The sequence below is a fragment of the Paenibacillus tianmuensis genome, from assembly GCF_900100345.1.
Classification (GTDB): domain Bacteria; phylum Bacillota; class Bacilli; order Paenibacillales; family NBRC-103111; genus Paenibacillus_G; species Paenibacillus_G tianmuensis.
Genome location: NZ_FMTT01000017.1, coordinates 58038 through 76492 on the forward strand (window position 1 = coordinate 58038; position 18455 = coordinate 76492).

An 18455-nucleotide genomic window follows, 5' to 3' on the forward strand; every position below is an offset into this window, starting at 1 on the left:
GTGGGCCGTGTTGAAGGGAACGTACATGAAATGGAACCAACGAGCGCTTAAATGGTTGTGGTGGCTGGTTATCCTTGGGATGCTGGCTTCCATCCCCGTAGCGTTCGAGCGGAATGAAACGGAGCAGAAAACGGGACGAAAGGTCGAGTTCGTCTTCGATTACCGCAATTTGCTGGAAATATCCGATTTGCAAACGGACCCCCGCAAATTCGTATTGGAGCAGTTGGACGAGATGAAGCAGCATGGCATTCAGTCCATGGCTGTCTATGAAGCGACTCTCAACGAACTGAAGCTGGGCCGTCGCATCGAGCTGTTTACATCGCATGAAGCGTCCGCTTTGACCCAGACGCCCATTTCGCCGAATGAAAACTTTACGTATCTTTTGTTTGCCGAAAAAGAATCCGAGCAGCAGCTTCAGCCGATAATTCAAAAGGCGTTTGCCGAGTTGAATGTCAAAACAAGAGCATGGAACTACAAAAATCAGCCGGGCATGATCATCGAGATGGCGATGGAAGATGCGCTTTTGAAAACGATGGACCCGGACCCGATCACATTGCAGCTGCTTAAGGAAAAAGGGTATACGATTGTCATCCGGTTATCCAACCGCCGAGCTTTCAATGAGGCCCGCATCGATGAACTGTTGGGAAGACTGCATACTCTTGGGATTAAGCGAATGATTATCGATGGCGAAACCGTGCCCGGTTTCGTGAGCGATAAAGATTTGCACAATCTCGACTTGATGGCTGAGCTTATGAAAAAGCACCAAATTGGTTTGGCTTCGACCGAAGCCTTGTACCAGAAGACGCCGCCGCGCGGCTTCAACAACATCGCGAAGAAGATCGATTACAACGTGGTTCGTCTTCACCCGCTTACGGAATCCGACTCCCAGAAGCTGATGGAGAACATTACTCCCGAGGAGCTGAAGGGCCGCATTCAGGATTACGCGGACCGGTTTTTGCTGGCGGTGAAGGACCGCAACATCCGGATGATCTTCCTGCATGCCAAAGCGGTAAAGAGTACGGACAAAGGGAAAATCTTACATCCGCTCGATTCGATTTACTTGACGTTGAAGGGGCCGGACGGGGCTATTTCTCAGATTCATAAGGTAGGCTATCTAAGCGGGCCGGCCACGGCGTTTGTACCGGTGCATTCAGGCTGGCAGCCGGTCGCCAAGGCACTGTTGTCGATTGGAGCCATCGCTTTAATTGCGCTGACGATCTCTTACTTCGTCCCTGAGCTTGCGCTAGCTGTCTTTTTGCTCGGATTGGTTGGCTCTGCAGGGATGTATGTCTGGAACAACAGTTTATTTTCCCAAGCGTTGGCACTTGGCGCAGGAACCTGCGCGCCGACTCTCGCCATGATGTTTGCTATCCGAACGGCGCGGAATAAGCTAAACCGCACGGGTGAAAAAAGATGGATGTTTGCTGCGGTACTTCTTCTGAGGACCACTCTTCTCTCGTTAATCGGTGCTCTATTTATCGTAGGGCTGCTGAATCAAATCACGTATTCTTTGGTACTGGAACAATTCCGCGGCGTCGGCATCCTGCATGCGGCTCCGATCGCACTAACAGTTCTGTACTGGCTGCTGTTCAGCGACGATACTTCTTACCGGGATAAGATGCGGCGAGTTCAAGGCTCCCTTCACGCGAATATTCGTGTTATATGGGTCATTGTTGCCGTAGTCGTTGCGGCAGCAGGCTTTTACTACATTTCGCGTACCGGCAACGAGGGACAGGCATCGTCATTAGAGCGCTATTTCCGATCCTTCCTAGAAAATACGCTCGGTGTGCGGCCGCGGACGAAGGAGTTTTTGATCTCCCATCCTTTGTTCCTGCTGGGAGCGTACTTGTGCTATAAGTACCGCAGCGCGCTTTTGCTTGTTCTGATCGGCGTGATCGGTCAAGCTTCGGTCGTAGATACGTTCGCGCATCTGCATACCCCGCTCGTCATCTCGTCGATTCGTGTCGTCTACGGTTTGGCTTTCGGCCTGTTGATCGGAGCCGTCTTGATTGTGGTCTGGGAAATTATCGCAAGGAGTTGGCAGCGTTGGGTACCCCGGTTAAGCGAATAGTATTGTCCGGTTACTACGGATTCCATAACAGCGGCGACGAGGCCGTACTGCAATCGATTCTGCTGGCTTTGAAGGAACAAGGGGAACGACAGGGCGTAACATTCGTCCCTGTCGTTCTGTCCATAAACCCGGAGGAAACGGCTCGGACCTACGGCGTAGAAGCCGCTCACCGAATGCGCCCCGCCGAAGTATGGCGGACGCTGCGTGGAGCCGACGGACTTATAAGCGGAGGCGGCAGTTTGCTGCAGGATGAAACGGGAACGAAAACGATCCCATACTACATTGCCATTATCCGGATTGCCCAATGGCTTCGAAAGCCCGTATTTATTTATTCTCAAGGCATCGGTCCGGTACACCGGCCGTTTTTCTACGGATGGATTCGTTCTGCCTTCAATCGATGCGCGTTTATTTCGGTCAGAGATGACGAATCGAAAGCACTGCTGGGACGAATGGGTGTTCCTGCAGACCGGGTTGAAGTGGTGCCGGACCCGGTAATGGGGTTATCGCTTCGCGAACAACGCTCCCCCCAAAGCGATACGCTTAATACGAAGGCTGTTATTGGCGTTTCCGTCCGATTCTGGAACGAAGACCGCTCGGAGTTAAAGGCTGTTGCTGATGCGCTTAAGCTGGTATTGGAGAAATCAGATGCGCACATTCGTTTCCTGCCGTTTCATTTGCCATCGGACGAGCAAGCTTCCTTGTATGTGATGGAACATATGGGGGAACTCTACAAAGAGCGAATGAGTATGGCGCCTCCGATTGACCATCCGCAGGATATGCTGGCAGAGGTTGCTTCTTGCCAGATGTTGGTCGGAATGCGTCTCCACTCCTTGATTTATGCGGCCGGTCAATTCGTTCCTATGGTTGGATTATCGTATGATCCGAAGATCGATCAATTTTTGAACCGGCTCGGGATCAAAGCCGCTTGCAGTACCCAGAAGCCTGATGCGAACGCGCTGGCCGAAGAGACCTTGCGGGCATGGAACGGCGTGGAAGCATGGAAGCGGGAGAAACAGCCGGCCATCGAGCGGCTGAAAGTCGAAGCCGGGCGCCCGGCGGAACGAATCGCTTTTTATTTTGCCAATCAACTTAAAGGGAATTAAATCGTTATGCAATAAAAGTGTGCTTATTTTGCCGTAATTCGCAGTGAGAGTGAATCGTAGAGAGGAAAATGTGCGGAAACCTGAAAATATCTATGAAAATAACCTGAAAGCCGCCCAAATTGCCTAAATTCATGATGGTATTTCGGAAGCCGTCAAGGTATAATTTGAAGTGTTTGGGGGTTTGTCATAGAAAAAAGGGGCTGTGAAAACACACATGAACTTGTTATACGGTATCGGCTTTGTTGCTGCTTTACTGATCGCATTGCTGATGACACCGCTTGTAAAACGCTTTGCTTTTTGGGTTGGTGCCGTGGATGCGCCGAATCATCGCAAAGTACATAGCCGGATCATGCCGCGACTCGGCGGGCTAGCTATTTTTATTGCATTCATCGCAGCTTATTTCGTTGTTTCTCCTGCTATAAATACATTAAAAACGGACGTTGTTTTCGGCCTTTTGGTAGGTGGGACGATCGTCGTATTGATCGGCGCACTGGACGATCGGTTCGACCTGTCACCCAAAATCAAATTGCTCGGTCAAATTTTGGCTGCTAGTGTGGTGGTCTATTCCGGAGTTGTGATCGATCTGGTTAACCTGCCCTTTGGCGACGGGGCCGTTTCTTTAACATGGCTTGCTGTTCCGCTAACGATCTTCTGGATCGTAGGTGTGACCAACGCCATTAACCTGATTGACGGATTGGACGGTTTGTCCGCCGGGGTATCGGGGATTGCAACGACGACGATTCTGGTATTGGCCCTGATGATGGGGAACGTTACCGTTGCATTGCTGTGTGTCTTACTGCTCGGCTCGATCGCCGGATTTTTGTTCTACAATTTTCATCCGGCCAAAATTTTTATGGGCGACTCAGGAGCTCTGTTTCTCGGGTTTTGTCTGGCTACGCTATCCGTGCTCGGATTTAAGCAGGCGACCGTCGTATCCTTGCTGGTACCCGTCATGATCTTAGGGGTCCCGTTGTCCGATACGTTCTTCGCCATTATTCGCCGGTGGGTTAATAACTTGCCGATCTCGGTTGCGGATAAAAGCCACTTGCATCACTGCTTGCTTCAACTTGGCTTCAGCCACCGGACAACGGTGCTCATTATATACGGTATCGCCGTATTTTTCGGCTCTTCCGCCGTGCTGCTTTCCTTCATGTCGGAGCAGGACGCGTTATGGGGCGCCGTGCTTTTGATTGCCATTCTGCTCTTTGTGCTGGTGCTTGGCGCGGAAGCGATCGGCATCGTCAGCAAAACGAAAAAGCCGGTGCTTCGGTTTTTGAATAAAGTCCGCGTAAAAACAATGCAGCTTAGTGCCCGTTCCCGGATATCAAAATGATGATCTTGCATCGCTGGAAATCCCAGACCTTAATCGGTTTGGGATTTTTTTGTTGCGCTTCTTGCAAATTCCCCTAAAAAAACGATGCCATTCGGCCGATATGTAAAGTACAACTATTTTTTTGGCGAATGATGTCAAATCTTTGCCGGTTTCAGACGGGGGAGGTTGTTTTTAACCGGATTGCTTTGAATCGTTAATTTGCCTACACTTCTATTACATAAGGAGGTACTTCTCTTGAAACGACTCACCAATCGTACCGTCAGCTTCGCGATCATCGTTGCCCTGCTGGTGTCGATGATCGTACCGTTCTCCGCGATGGCCGCGGGCGGTTCGCTGATGAAAGTCAAAGGATACAGTACGACAGCGGCAACCCCAACTCCGGTCACCAGCGAGACGGTTAATATTTCCGTCGAAATCGATAATATCGACGATGCTCAAATCTCTTCTATTTATTATGAGATTGAGAACGTGACGACCAGCCCCGGAAGCCCGGTAGAAAACAAATCCAACAAGGGCATGAAAACTGGCCCGTACGAAGTGACCTTCAATAGCGTCAAGCTGTCCGAAGGGACCAACAAAATTACGTTTTTCATGGGAGACGTCAGCAAGATTTCTTCTCAGCCTGCCTACCTGACATTTACGCCGACAACGAACATTACAGACATGAAGTTTAACGAAGTACCGATCGAAGATGGCAAAATGTATCCGAAGGACCCGATGCAAACGGCGTACGTGATTACTGGTAAATCGCCGAACGCGACGACGATTCAAGGTTACTTGCTCGGTCAAGCCAATCCGATCACGGCGTTCCGCAGCAATAATGGCGACTTTACGTTTATTCCGAACCGGAATACGGATTTCAACATGCAAGCCGGGGACAACATTTTTAAAATTGTCGCCAGCAACAACACGAATACGTACAACACGACTAAAAAATTCATTTTCAACAACGGTAAACCGTTTTTATTTGACGGCGCACTAAATACGGGAACCAGTCCACCACAGAAACTGATTAATGATCCGTTTCCGCAATTGAATCAAACGACGGCTAACCTTACGGGTAAAATGAAGGTCGATCTGGTCCCGGGCTCTTCTACGGTTACGCAGTATGTGTATGCAGATATCACCGTAGTAGGCGGGAGCCAGTTAAACAAACGGGTATATTTCTCGGGAACCACACCGGCGCCGCTTGCCGAAATCCCGGCAGAGTCGACCTCGACTTATAAGGTATTTGATCTGGGTTCTTTTCCGCTGGCTTTTCCGACGAACCGGAATCAGACGCTTATCGTGACGTTCTATACAGGCAGCGGCTTGGTAGGTCAAGCGCCACAGCAGACGTTTACGTTCAATTATTTTGATCCGAATGCACCTTATGTAACTAAAGTAACTAAGGATCTTGGTAAAGATTCTGTAACGGGTCAGCCTGTCGAAGTGGCTCTTAACGAGAACGGGGATAACGAAATTAACGAGTTGCCATCCACGTTCTATATTTATACGACCGGTGTAGCTCCGGCGCCGACGGGTAATGTTAAGGCTCACATCGGTGGAGATGCTACTGGTATTGCTGCTACTTATGTTGGACCTGATGGCGCCCAACAAAAATGGAAAGTACAAGTTAGTGGCATTCGCGATGGAAGAGCCGTGATGTCCGTAGTACCAAGCGGTTTAACAAACGGAAAGCTGGACTTCCCATTAGTTATCACGAGTACGCCGTATATCATTCCGGGTAACTTCTATAACAATATGGTAATCAAAAACGCCGCATTGGAGACACCTTATTGTACTCCAGGTACAGGCGGTACTCCTTGCTTGCAGGCGAAGATTATGAACTTGCCTGAAGCTGAGTATGCCAATGTTGAGGTATCTGTTAACGGTTATACAACCAAACTGGTTGCAGGAGATTTTCGCGATACCAATGCAAAATCGACTTTTATGCTGGATGTGAGCAAGGCCGGCAGCCGTTGGTTGCCTAATGACAACAAAGATTTGCTCAACGAAGGACGTAATACGGTAAAAATCAACTTGCGCTTGAACGGTGCTGTTGTAACGACTGTACAGTATGAGATCTTTAAGTTTACGCTGCCGACTCCCGCATTTGTAGGAGATATCCTGCCAAGTCCGTTGGAGAAGTTCACCAAGGCACAAACGCCGGATAAATACGCGACAAATGCAAACAGCGTATCTTTCGTAGGCAACTTCGTGAATGCGGATAGTATTAAAATGACCGTTCGCAAAAAAGACGCTCAGGGCAACCCGGCTGTTACTTTCGATGCCCGGAACAGCACGAATACATGGAATTATCCTGCTGCTCCGGCCAACGGCCAGCAAAACTATCTGAATAGCGTCGGGACGGGAGCCATTAATACGGCTAGCATTCCTCTTCCATTTACCGGGGATGTCATCGTCGAATTTATGATTTCCAACAAAACGGGAATCACCGAAACGCGGAGCATCACGATTTCCCGGGAACCGGTACCTTACCGTATTATCGAGCCGGTTCTTGTCAAGAGCGGCAAAGATGACGTGGCTACAATCAACGGCAATTTCGTGGACATCAAATTAGAAGCTGAGAACGCAGATAGCGTAAGCTTCGGTAAAGACGCCAATGTGCTCAGCAAGATCGATCCGTCCGATAACAAGCCTTACTTCTACTATCGTTACCAAAACTTGAAGGCAGGCCGTAATACGATTAGCTTTACCGTTAACCGCGGCAAAGAAAGCTCCAAAGGCAGCTTTATCGTCAACAACGTGAATACGTCGGTAGAAGGCGCACAAATGTTGATGCCGCTTCAAAACAAATACAAGCTATTTGAGGGAGATCTTGAGCTCAGCTTCCCGGCTAACACGAAGCTTATGCGCAACGACCCAACAGCAACGAATCAGTACTTGACGGCAGACCGTAAGCTGATGTTTGGACTCGCCAATGTAAAGGATGGCCGCGTTAACAAAGCCTACAATACAGACTACAGCGCATCGTTCTTCCTGCGAGAGCCGACGGACAAATTCCGTCCGGTAAGCAAGCTGTACTGGATTAACGGCGGCTCCGTCGGCCAAGACGATTATTTGGACAAGGACAAGCTGAAGGAAGCTTTGACCGGCTACGGGCGCGATCCGTATAACATTGACGTAAACAACGCGAACGTAAAATTTTACCAGAGAAATAACGAGAACGATTTGAAAAATATGTTCGTACCGACCAAACACGGCGAGTTGACGTTGAAGTACGACGATTCGATCAGACAAGATTCTTGGAAGTATGTCACCGTTTATCAAATGGATATCTACGAAGACTACCGGGGCATGACGACCTTGGCTTGGAAAAACATCGGCGGCGAAGTCAATCCGCAGAAAAACACGATCACGGTTCCGATCGATCATTTCGGTTATTTCCAAGTCATGTACATGTATGACAGCTTCAACGATATTACGAGCCACGAATGGGGCCGTGATACGCTTGATACGCTTTATTCCAAAGGATTTATGCTCAATAAATTGCAATCGCTCTTTGTACCGAACGAATCGATTACGCGCGGTGAGTTTGCTACGCTGCTCGTAAAAGCTTTCGATCTCCCGCTTCAGTACTCCGGCAACCTGACGTTCAGCGACGTGCAGAAGTTTGCAAGCAGCAATCCGCTATACGATTATAAGTACATTGAAACAGCAGCACGGGTTGGTATCGCACGCGGTACTGCCGGAGGCCGGTTCAAGCCGGACGAGGCGATTACGCGTCAAGATGCGGCCGTAATGATTGCGAGAGCGGCAGAGCTGAAATTGAATTCGGACAGTAACAAGTCACTTGCTACGCTTCAAAAGCAATTTACCGATGCAAAAGATATCGACTTCTATGCTTTGCCGCCAGTTGAAGCCGTGTCCAAAGCCGGATTCATTGAGGGCATCGAGAACGTTCTTCTTACCGGTCAGAAGAAGAAGACGTATCGTTTTGACCCGCGTCAAAACTTTACGCGTGTTCAAGCTGCTGCTGTCATGGAACGCATCCTGAAGAAGGAAAAGAAATTCCCGAAATAAAATAGAAATTTTAAGTGCCAGCAAGCAGTTGAGGCAAGGATGTCCTTGCCCAACTGCTTGCTTTTTGACTTTACCTTCTTTGGGGGTGGCTGCACACCATTAATTCACGTTTGCAGCCTTTGTGGTAATTTTCTTCAAATAAAAATTTTTGCATATATAATACAATTGACCTATAAAAACGAAAAAATAATATACTTTTAGAACTATTCCAATATTATACTATATAGTTTATATTTGCTTTAGAAGTTTCTGGCCAGACTTCAATACAGTTTAGGGAGGAATAATCCTTGAAAAAGTTGAAATCTATTCTGCTTTCTGCCACAGTTGCTGTTTCTCTCTTGAGTGCTTCCTCTTCGGCGTTTGCTCTTGGGGATGCGAAAGAACCGGATAGCTTTAATGATCCAAATGTTTTTAGTGGTATTAGTGATGCTTTTGAGGGCACGATTGTGCTGGATCCAGATAAGGGAATGGATTTTGATTATTACAAATGGACCAACGATACTGGGCAGGATAAATCTTTCTTTGTGAATTTTGATACGTATCAAAATCGCAGCTTGGATTATATGATTAGAGAGATCGATGTTGGAGGGTCCTCAAATCGGATATCTTCTGAAACTGGACGGGAAGTTTGGCAGATTTATCTTCGTGCCGGTGAAACACTTAGAATTAAAGTTGGTGCACGAAATGCTTTACAAATCGATCCCAACGTGAAGTATGTTATTAGCTTAGGAAATAATCCTTGGTTTTAAAATTCTTTAGCGGAACACTTAAAGTCATGACGACATAATCAAAACGGGCTGTCCTTGAAAGTCATTCAAAGATGACATAGGGACAGCTCGTCTTAATTTAATAAACTAAAAAGAAGCAGACCACGCGAATAGGAACTTATTATTAATGATTGAAATTCGTTTTATCTTGTTTGTTGTCGAGGATGCAATATTTCTAAGTTCCGCGCATTGACAAGTTGCCGCTAACCTCTTTACAGTCATTCATGATTAGTATCATGTCTTCATTCAAAATTAGGAAGAAACTTAAGCAAAGGGTCATGATCTGGAAAATTATTAATGATGACGCGTGCAGATATATCGTTGTATACTACCTTTTGTGGGCGTTCGTTACAATACATAATTGATAGACGCTCCTGCTACATTTGTTTCAAGGTTGGTCTCAAAAAAAACCAAAAAAGTTTTTTTCAAAGAGCGCAACTTTTCGAAACAACGTGCGTTTAATACATTGAAACAAACAGAAAGCAAGATAAAGAGCAGTGAACTTTGGATAATTTTCACAAAATCGCTCTTTACCTTGTCAGCATGTCGGTGTATAATGTTAGATGGCATGCGATTCTATCCTTAATCTTCCTATTGGTTTACTAGTTTCTGCAATTTTTACGTTGCAGACATCTTCAATAAAAACTCATTTTGCTCAACTCTGGGAAGGGGGTGAATCGGCTAATGAGGAAATCAAGCTTTAATTTTTCTACACAGAACTCTCAACAACCGAAAGATATTCGAGGAGGAGAAAAAAAGGTTATGAAGAAAAGTTTATCTGCAATCCTGTCCCTGGCTATGGCATTCTCCATGTTTTCTTCCGTAGCACTGGGTGCAGACGCTAAGAAAACTTCTGCTGATTTCACAGATCTGAAAGATCTGGATGCAGCTACGAAAGCAAAATTTGACGAAATGATTTCCGCTGGTATTTTCGACGGCGTTAAAGAAGGTACATTCGGTCTGAAAGACAAAATGAACCGTGCGCAATTCGCGAAAGTAGCAGCTTTGATCTTCAACTTGAAAGTTGACACTTCCCTGAAAACTTCCAGCTTCTCCGATGTGAAGTCTATTTCTGAAGATCCGGCTAACGGATACGCTCTGCCTTACATCGAAGCTGTTAAAGCTGCTGGCATCACGGACGGTTACGCTCCTGGCCAATTCAACCCGGCTGGTGACGTAACGAAAGAGCAACTCGCTACTTTCTTGATTCGCGGTCTGAACAAAGACTCCGAAGGTAAAAACAAAACCGGCGTGAGCGACAAAACCGTCTCCGACTGGGCAAAAGGTTATGTTGCACTTGCACTTGAACTGAAATTGCTGGGCAACAGCACTGACGGCGCGTTCGGCGGTACTTCGGCAGCAACTCGCGACCTGTTGGTAACGAGCTCCTATGAAGCTAAGAAACAATACGTTGACACCAACAAACCGGCTAAAGCTTCCGTTAAAGAAGTAAAAGCTGTTGACTACAACAAAGTCCAAGTAACTCTGGATAGAGAAGTAGACGCAGACAAAGCTACGTTTGTTCTGAAAAAAGGAACAGCTGAGACGAAATACGAAGCAAAAGACAAAGACGTTAAATGGTCCGAAGACAAAAAAGTTGCTACGGTTACTTTAAAAGACGGACAAAAAATCGTTGATGCTACGTACACTGTAACTCTCGGCGGTTTGGACGCTTCCACAGTTGACAAAGTTTCCGGCGAATTCAAAGGCGAAAACGAGAAGCTGTCAAAAATCGACTTTGTAACAGCTAACGATACTGTTGCGAGATCGAAACAAGTTCGCATCCAAATTAAGCCGACGAACCAATACGGACAATTGGCTTCCATGCCTGCAGGTAACTACTCCGTTAACATTCCGCTTCCGGATAGCAACGCAACAGTCAAAAAGTCCAGCGATGGCACTAAAATGTACGTAGAGCTCAACACGGATATTCAAAACATCTATTCAAATTATAACTTCACTGTAAACGTCTGGTCTACCGACCAAAGAGAGATTTCCCAAACTAAAGTCTTTAAAATTGGGGAATATCCGTACATCGCTAAAATCGAATTGGGCGAAGTAAAATATAATAACGATAAAGAAGCCATTACCGCCTCTGGTAACGAAGCTGTAGTTAAAATGACTCAGTATGACCAATACGGTGGCGAAATCACGGTTAATTCCGGCGGGAATCAAAAAATTCAAGACTCGAAGCCTAACCTTATGCCTAAGAACAGCGGCGTTTTTGATGAGGCTTTGGATACTAAAATTGAAGACAAAGACGGCGACGGCATAAAAGAAGTTATTGTCTTTGTTAAGTCTGACAAGAAAATTAAAACCAGCGGTGAGTTCACCCTTCAAGTATGGGGTGGCGGTACCGGTTCCACTGCTACAATCAAAGTTAGCGCGACTAAAATTGCGACTAAAGTTGAATTAGGCGATTTCAACAAAAGCAACATCGCTACTAACGATAAAGACATTTATCTCGACTTGATTGCTTATGATGCTGCTGGTACTAAGTTAACTCCTGACGAGATTGTTGATAACGTTAAAGACAATCGCTTTAACATTTCGGTTAACGGTCCGCTCGATTTTGGTCCGTCTGATAACGTTCCAAAATCTATGATGGATATCAAAGGGCAAGTTGTAACGGCTGGCGAGCATAAAGGCAAGCTTCACTTTGCCAAAGTAGCCTCCAAGAACAGCGGTTCCGTTTGGGTTTACATTAACAACATGACCGGCCCTGATAATAACAAGAGCAAGCCTTACAGCATAGTTGATGCGCGTTATCCAGTAAGCATTAAAACAATTACCGAGGGTGCTAACAAAGCAGTTGCAGGTGCTGATATTAAAACTAAATATCAATTGATTGATAACTATCAAGAAGTTATCAAGGATAACTTGGATGGCTTTAGAGAGAACAACTCTAATAAAAATGTATCTTATGATGTATACGCATCAGTTGCCAACAGCGGCGGCGTTCAATTCAAACTTACTGACATTAAAGTAAATAAGAAAGAAACAAACCAAATTAGCCCTGAAGGCAAGATCCTGTCCATGAAAGACTTTTCGGATAAAGAAATGGAACTGAAAACAAGCACTACGTTTGGCGTTGGTTCGACTGATGTGAAATTTACGATCCGTAAATATGTTGACGGTCAAGTGACCGATAATAATGTATCATCTGTAACGAAGAAGATTTCCGTTATTGATCCAACAAAAGAAGATCTGAGATACAGCTTGGCTCCGCTTGATAGTCTGTTTAAAACACTCGATGACAATGCTTACAAAGGCGATGAGATGAACAGACTTGCGGATGGAACAAGTAAATTAGCTAGAGAAGTAAAAATCGAAGCTAGGGACACATCCGGTAGTTTGGTTGCTTATCCTGCAAAAATTAGTGAAGTAACGGCAGACAACATCAGTTTTGTTAGCACTACTGAGGGTAAACCTGTAAATAACAAAGGATATGTCCTTGGTAATAAACCAGGTACGGCAAACATAACCGCCTACTTCTTAAACGCTAAAGGTGAGAGTGTTTCAGCAAGTGGTACTGTCACAGTTAAAGGTGATGCCATTAAGATGGTGACACTCGAGCGCGACGACTCCAACAAAAATGTGAGCGTCGGTACTTATAACGCTTGGGATTTGATGGGCAACATCACATTGAAAGATAACTATGCGAATGAGTTTAAAAATGATTTCATCCACAAATACGACAAAATTACTAAGGTAAGATATCTTATTAAGGATGCTAGTACCCTTGCTGATGGCAAGACAGCAATTGCACAAGTTGACGCTTCTCAACCAGATAGAATCAAAATCAACGGAACAGGTACGTTTACGATTACAGCTACAACCTCTAACGGTCTGTCTGTTATCACAACGGTTAACGTCAACTAATCCTAACGGATTAAAAAAAGAAGACCCCTGCGGGTCTTCTTTTTTTATCAAGACCCGGCTACTTACATATAATCCAAAGCAGGTGAACCCATGAAAACAAAAATTACTTTTGTTACTATAGTGCTAATCCTTTTGTTTGCGACTATCGTTTATGCAGACTCTAATAATGTAACTACCCAGCCTGGTTCTGTTGATGATCCCATCATCACAAAGAGCTACTTTGAACAAAACATTGCCAAGCAAGTAGCAGATGAATTCACCAAACAAAGCGTAAATGGAGAAAAAATCAAACAAATTATCGCGGCTGAGTTGGCGAAGCAAGGAGTTGGAAGTGGAACTTCCCCTTCCATAGGCTCCGGTACAAACGGCAACACACAGCAACCGGCTGTCCCCAATTCCGGACTAACTGTCGTTAAACTTCAGCAAGGGCAAACACTTTACGGTGGGGCAGGCACGGAATTTATAGTCCGAACCGGGAAAGTTATAGCGGTGAGCTCCGACGATAACGGAATTCCGGACGCTACCTCTGGCAAAGATATTGCTGCCGGAGCAACGGTTGAGCTTAACCACCTGCTTATCGTTCCGCGGGAAGGACGTGGCGTTAAGCCTGACGCCAAGAACAAGCAGGAAATTTACGTTATGGTACGCGGCAGCTATTCGATTATGAATGCGGATGGAACGAAAGCCGCATCATAATTTTACCCATTTCACCAATCATTCATACGTTTGGGGTTTACCTCGGAGTGGGATAATAGCACTACATCCTACTTAAGGAGGTATCCTTGATGTCGAGAAGCAACAAGAAAGTGGTACCGGAAAGCGGAAAAGCACTGGATGTCCTAAAATACGAAATCGCCGCTGAGCTGGGGCTTCCGGTTGGCAAGCAGCTAGCTAACGCCAATGTGGAATTTGCCACGGAGCTTGGCAGTATCCCATCTGCTTCTGTGAAAGAAGATTATTGGGGGCACATTGCTTCCCGAGATGCCGGCGCCGTAGGCGGGACGATTACGGCAAGATTAATCAAGAAGGCCGAGGAAATGATGTTAAGCCTGTAAAAAAGAAAACAATTATCTACAGGAATGTTAATTTTACGCGATCTGATCATATTTTATTGACAGTCCTCTACAAATCCAGTAACATACAATAAGAAGGTAGCAGCTAAAGAAACCTTTTCCACCCGGAAAAGGTTGATTTTTTGTATGTGGACTTAAGCCTTTATCCATAATAATTGCAGTAGGAGGTTTTTTTCATGTCCAATTCTGTGGGCCGCCGTTTGTTTACCTCGGAGTCTGTAACTGAGGGGCATCCGGATAAAATCTGTGACCAAATTTCCGACTCCGTACTTGACGCATTTTTAACGAATGATCCGAATGCTCGCGTAGCTTGCGAAGTTTCCGTAGCTACCGGTTTGGTTCTAGTCATCGGTGAAATTACAAGTCAATCGGAATATGTCGATATTCAATCCATTGCACGTCAAGCTATCAAAGATATCGGCTACACTCGTGCGAAATACGGTTTTGACTCCCAAACTTGCGCGGTGCTTGTTTCCTTGAACGAGCAGTCGCCTGATATCGCCCAAGGCGTTAACAAAGCGCTTGAAGCCCGTGAAGGCCAAATGACGGACGATCAAATCGAAGCGATCGGTGCCGGGGACCAAGGCATGATGTTCGGCTTTGCGGTTAACGAGACACCGGAACTGATGCCGCTGCCGATTTCGCTGTCCCACCAACTGGCACGCCGCTTGTCGGAAGTTCGTAAGAACGGTACGCTTAACTACCTCCGTCCGGACGGCAAAACGCAAGTAACCGTAGAATATGAAGGATCTAAACCGGTTCGCGTCGATACGATCGTCGTCTCTACCCAGCATGCCGAAGAAGTATCGTTGGAGCAGATCCAAGCCGACATTAAAGAACACGTTATCAAGCCGATTGTTCCGGAGGCTTTGATCGACAACGATACGAAATACTTTATCAATCCGACAGGTCGTTTCGTTATCGGCGGACCGCAAGGCGACGCAGGATTGACCGGCCGTAAAATCATCGTCGATACGTACGGCGGATACGCACGCCATGGCGGTGGCGCGTTCTCCGGTAAAGATCCGACGAAAGTCGACCGTTCCGGCGCTTACGCGGCTCGTTACGTTGCCAAAAACATCGTAGCTGCAGGTCTAGCCGACAAATGTGAAGTTCAACTCGCTTATGCGATTGGCGTTGCTAAGCCGGTTTCGATTTCTGTCGATACGTTCGGTACAGGCAAAGTAAGCGAAGAGAAGCTTGTCGAAATCGTTCGCAAAAACTTTGACCTGCGTCCAGCCGGCATTATTAAAATGCTTGACCTGCGTCGTCCGATCTACAAGCAAACGGCAGCTTACGGTCATTTTGGCCGTACCGACATCGATTTGCCTTGGGAGCGTACGGACAAAGCGGAACAGTTGAAAGCTGACGCCCAAGCTTAAAGTTATCTCAACAACCATATAGATCCAGATCTGTCTAAGCAAGACGGTCCGTTCTTTACACGGATCGTCTTTTTGCATATTTGTCGAATTTTATAACCTGTTATTACCGTAACTTTTTAGATATTCATTGAGTCTATATACAAGGAGAGTGGAATACGAGAGGAGAACAGATACGTGATTGTGCAGAAGAAATGGCGGAAGTTGTCGGGTGCCGTTTTGGCAGTGTCGTTGCTGCTGTCCACATGGTCGGTACCCTATAGAGCAGAAGCGGCGGATTCGGCTCCGACAGTGGTAAGCCAAGAAATTTTGACGACCGGTGCCGTGTTAAAAAAATATGTATGGCAGTTTACGAGAAGCAAAAAAGACGTCAAAGTCAATGCGAATGTCGTGGAAGTGGATTTGACGAATCCATATGTCAAACTGGATGTCATGTCAGGGACCGAGAATCAGTTTACGCGCAAGCAAAGCGTGCTGGACATGGCCAAGGAAACGAAAGCCGTCGCAGGGGTGAACGGCGACTTCTATAACACTCAGGCGGAAGGTGTCCCGATGGGGCCAGAGATTGCCAACGGGCAGTTAATGGCAACGCCGCCGTATTTGCCGGGTTTCTACTCGTTTGCGTTGGATAAGGACAACAATCCTATTGTGGACCTATTTACGTTTAAAGGCTCGATTATTGCGAAAGACGGGCAAAGCTATGCGCTTGGCGGGATTAACAAAACATACTACTGGTTCGAGCCCGGCGGCGAGCACAGTCATATCGACGGCTTGTTCATGTATACGAACGCTTGGGGACGAGTGGATCGTTCCAATGACGGCGTGACCGTTCCTACGGAAGTCCTGGTTCAAAACGGGATTGTGAAAGAAATTGTAGATAGCAGTATTATTAATATGATTGCTCCGAAAGACGGGTATATTTTGCGTGCATCGGGCAAAGCTGCCGATTTTATCCGAACCCATGTCAAAGTAGGCGATCCGCTGAAGGCAGACTACCAAATCCTGCCCCAGGACCCGAACAAGAAGTATGATGCGAGTACGTTCAAAATGATGATCGGCGGTCACACGATTTTGGTGGATGAAGGCAAGCCATCGGAATTTTCTCGCCCGGTGAACGATCTTTGCTGCACACGTTCGAGGACGGTGCTTGGCTATTCCAAGGACCAGAAGACGGCCTACGTCATTACGGCGGACTACAGCGGCGACAGCAAAGGCTTATCGATGACTGAGCTGCAGCAGTTCATGATTCAAGTTGGCGTATGGAAAGGGCTAAACCTTGACGGAGGCGGTTCCACGCAGATGGCAGCCCGGCCGCTTGGCGAAATGACGCCGGTGCTTGTAAATAAGACCGAAACCGGAATTCAGCGGAAGGTCGTGAACGGAGTAGGGGTATTCTCGACAGCGCCGCAGGGCGAAGTGAAGGAATTGTTTATTCAGGCGCCAAGCGTGCTTTTTGTCGGCGAGCAGGCTCCGCTTGGTTTTAAAGCCTACGATGTCTATTATAACCCGGTGGTCAACACCGATAAAATTACGGCCCAGTGGAGCGTAGCCGGCAATAAGGGTACGTTCAAGGATAACGTATTTACGCCAAACCAACCTGGGATAAGCAAAGTAACAGCGGTGTCGGGTCAAGGCACCTCGACGGCGGATGTTGAAGTCGTGGGCCGGAATCAGCTGACCAGCATGAAAATTACGTCTGACAACCTCGCGCTGTCCGAAGGTGAAACGTACAAGCTGCCGGTCGTGGCGACGACAACGTCGGGCAAAACGAGAGAAGTTCCGCCCGAGCTCATTCAATGGGAAGTGCTTGGCATCCAGGGCGAAATTACGAATGGTATACTGAAGGTCACAAGCTTGGCGGGAAGCACGGGCGGCGCGCACCTGATCGCCCGATATGACGGCTTCAGCACGACGACGACGATTCCTGTCGGAATTGATAAGGTATGGTATGATCTGGACAAAGAGTCCGTATTGACGATGTCGGATGTGAAGCCGAAAGAAGTGACTTCTTCCGTCAACACTGTGCCCGATACGAACGGCAATAAATATTTGGAGCTTAACTACGACTTTACGCAAGGAAAAGGCACCAAATGGGCCTATGCAACGATGGATACCAACATTCTCATTGAGGGCCAGCCGCAATACATGAAAATGAGAGTCAACGGCGACGAGAGCTTGAACTGGCTGCGTGCGGAGCTGCTTGACAATGCAGGTAAAATTCATTATGTTGATTTCGCGAGAAATATAAACTGGAACGGATGGAAACAAATTACTGCCGATCTAACGGACTTGAAGCTGAGCTATCCGATTCGCGTCAAGAGCGTCTATGTTGTAAATGAGGAAATCGGGCAGGACGAACGGGCAGCCAAAGGGAAGATCGGCATCGACGATATTACGTTTACATACCGCGGCGCGGTACAGCAGCCATCGAATAATTCCGTCCAGCTGACGGTTAACAAAAAGGCCGTGACGGTTAACGGCAAAGCGATGACACTGGAACAAGCCCCGGTCATCACGGAGGGGAATACGCTTATCCCGATCCGTTTTGTTACGGATGCACTAGGCGGAAAGGTGAGTTGGGACCCGAACGAGCGTAAGGTGACGGTCCTTCGAGGCGGTAAAATGATCGACCTGTGGATCGATAACAAAGGCCTGATTGCGAACGGGAAGCGGATTACGGCCGAAGTGCCGCCGGTCATTATGAACGATTTGACGATGGTGCCTCTGCGTATTTTGTCTGAGAACTTGGGCTGGAAAGTAACCTGGGATGGGAAAACCCAGCAAATCACCCTGCAATAATTAGTGCTATATGCTCTCACAA

At 46.9% G+C, this 18455-nt stretch carries 10 protein-coding genes; all 10 read left to right on the forward strand.

Translation table 11 applies throughout. The features are described 5' to 3' along the window. Nucleotides 1-25: 25 nt before the first annotated feature. The gene (locus tag BLO51_RS13240; protein ID WP_245719649.1) at nt 26-2071 is read left to right on the forward strand and encodes a DUF5693 family protein; all 2046 of its coding nucleotides are present in this window, start codon (nt 26-28) and stop codon (nt 2069-2071) included. Further along, nucleotides 2047-3174 (forward strand): polysaccharide pyruvyl transferase CsaB, encoded by a 1128-nt coding sequence (gene csaB / locus BLO51_RS13245; protein WP_090672320.1) that lies wholly within the window; start codon nt 2047-2049, stop codon nt 3172-3174. The genes BLO51_RS13240 and csaB overlap by 25 nt, the downstream gene beginning before the upstream one ends. A gap of 214 nt (nt 3175-3388) precedes the next feature. Further along, complete coding sequence (locus tag BLO51_RS13250) at nt 3389-4507, forward strand: glycosyltransferase family 4 protein (RefSeq protein WP_090672323.1); 1119 nt, start codon at nt 3389-3391, stop codon at nt 4505-4507. A gap of 234 nt (nt 4508-4741) precedes the next feature. Further along, on the forward strand, nt 4742-8533 hold the full coding sequence (locus tag BLO51_RS13255; RefSeq protein WP_090672326.1) for an S-layer homology domain-containing protein: 3792 nt from the start codon (nt 4742-4744) through the stop codon (nt 8531-8533). A 287-nt stretch (nt 8534-8820) separates the two neighbouring features. Next, entirely contained in the window at nt 8821-9282 is a 462-nt protein-coding gene (locus BLO51_RS13260; RefSeq protein ID WP_090672328.1) for a hypothetical protein, read from the forward strand. A 702-nt stretch (nt 9283-9984) separates the two neighbouring features. Continuing rightward, nucleotides 9985-13182, forward strand: a complete 3198-nt coding sequence (locus BLO51_RS13265; protein ID WP_090672329.1) for an S-layer homology domain-containing protein — start codon at nt 9985-9987, stop codon at nt 13180-13182. A 90-nt stretch (nt 13183-13272) separates the two neighbouring features. Next, nucleotides 13273-13878, forward strand: a complete 606-nt coding sequence (locus BLO51_RS13270) for a hypothetical protein (protein WP_090672332.1) — start codon at nt 13273-13275, stop codon at nt 13876-13878. A gap of 89 nt (nt 13879-13967) precedes the next feature. Further along, complete coding sequence (locus BLO51_RS13275) at nt 13968-14237, forward strand: alpha/beta-type small acid-soluble spore protein (protein ID WP_090672335.1); 270 nt, start codon at nt 13968-13970, stop codon at nt 14235-14237. A 194-nt stretch (nt 14238-14431) separates the two neighbouring features. Next, nucleotides 14432-15637: a methionine adenosyltransferase gene (gene metK / locus BLO51_RS13280; protein ID WP_090672338.1), complete on the forward strand. Its 1206-nt coding sequence runs from the start codon at nt 14432-14434 to the stop codon at nt 15635-15637. 174 nt (nt 15638-15811) lie between these two features. Then, on the forward strand, nt 15812-18433 hold the full coding sequence (locus BLO51_RS13285) for a stalk domain-containing protein (RefSeq protein WP_090672341.1): 2622 nt from the start codon (nt 15812-15814) through the stop codon (nt 18431-18433). Nucleotides 18434-18455: the final 22 nt, after the last annotated feature.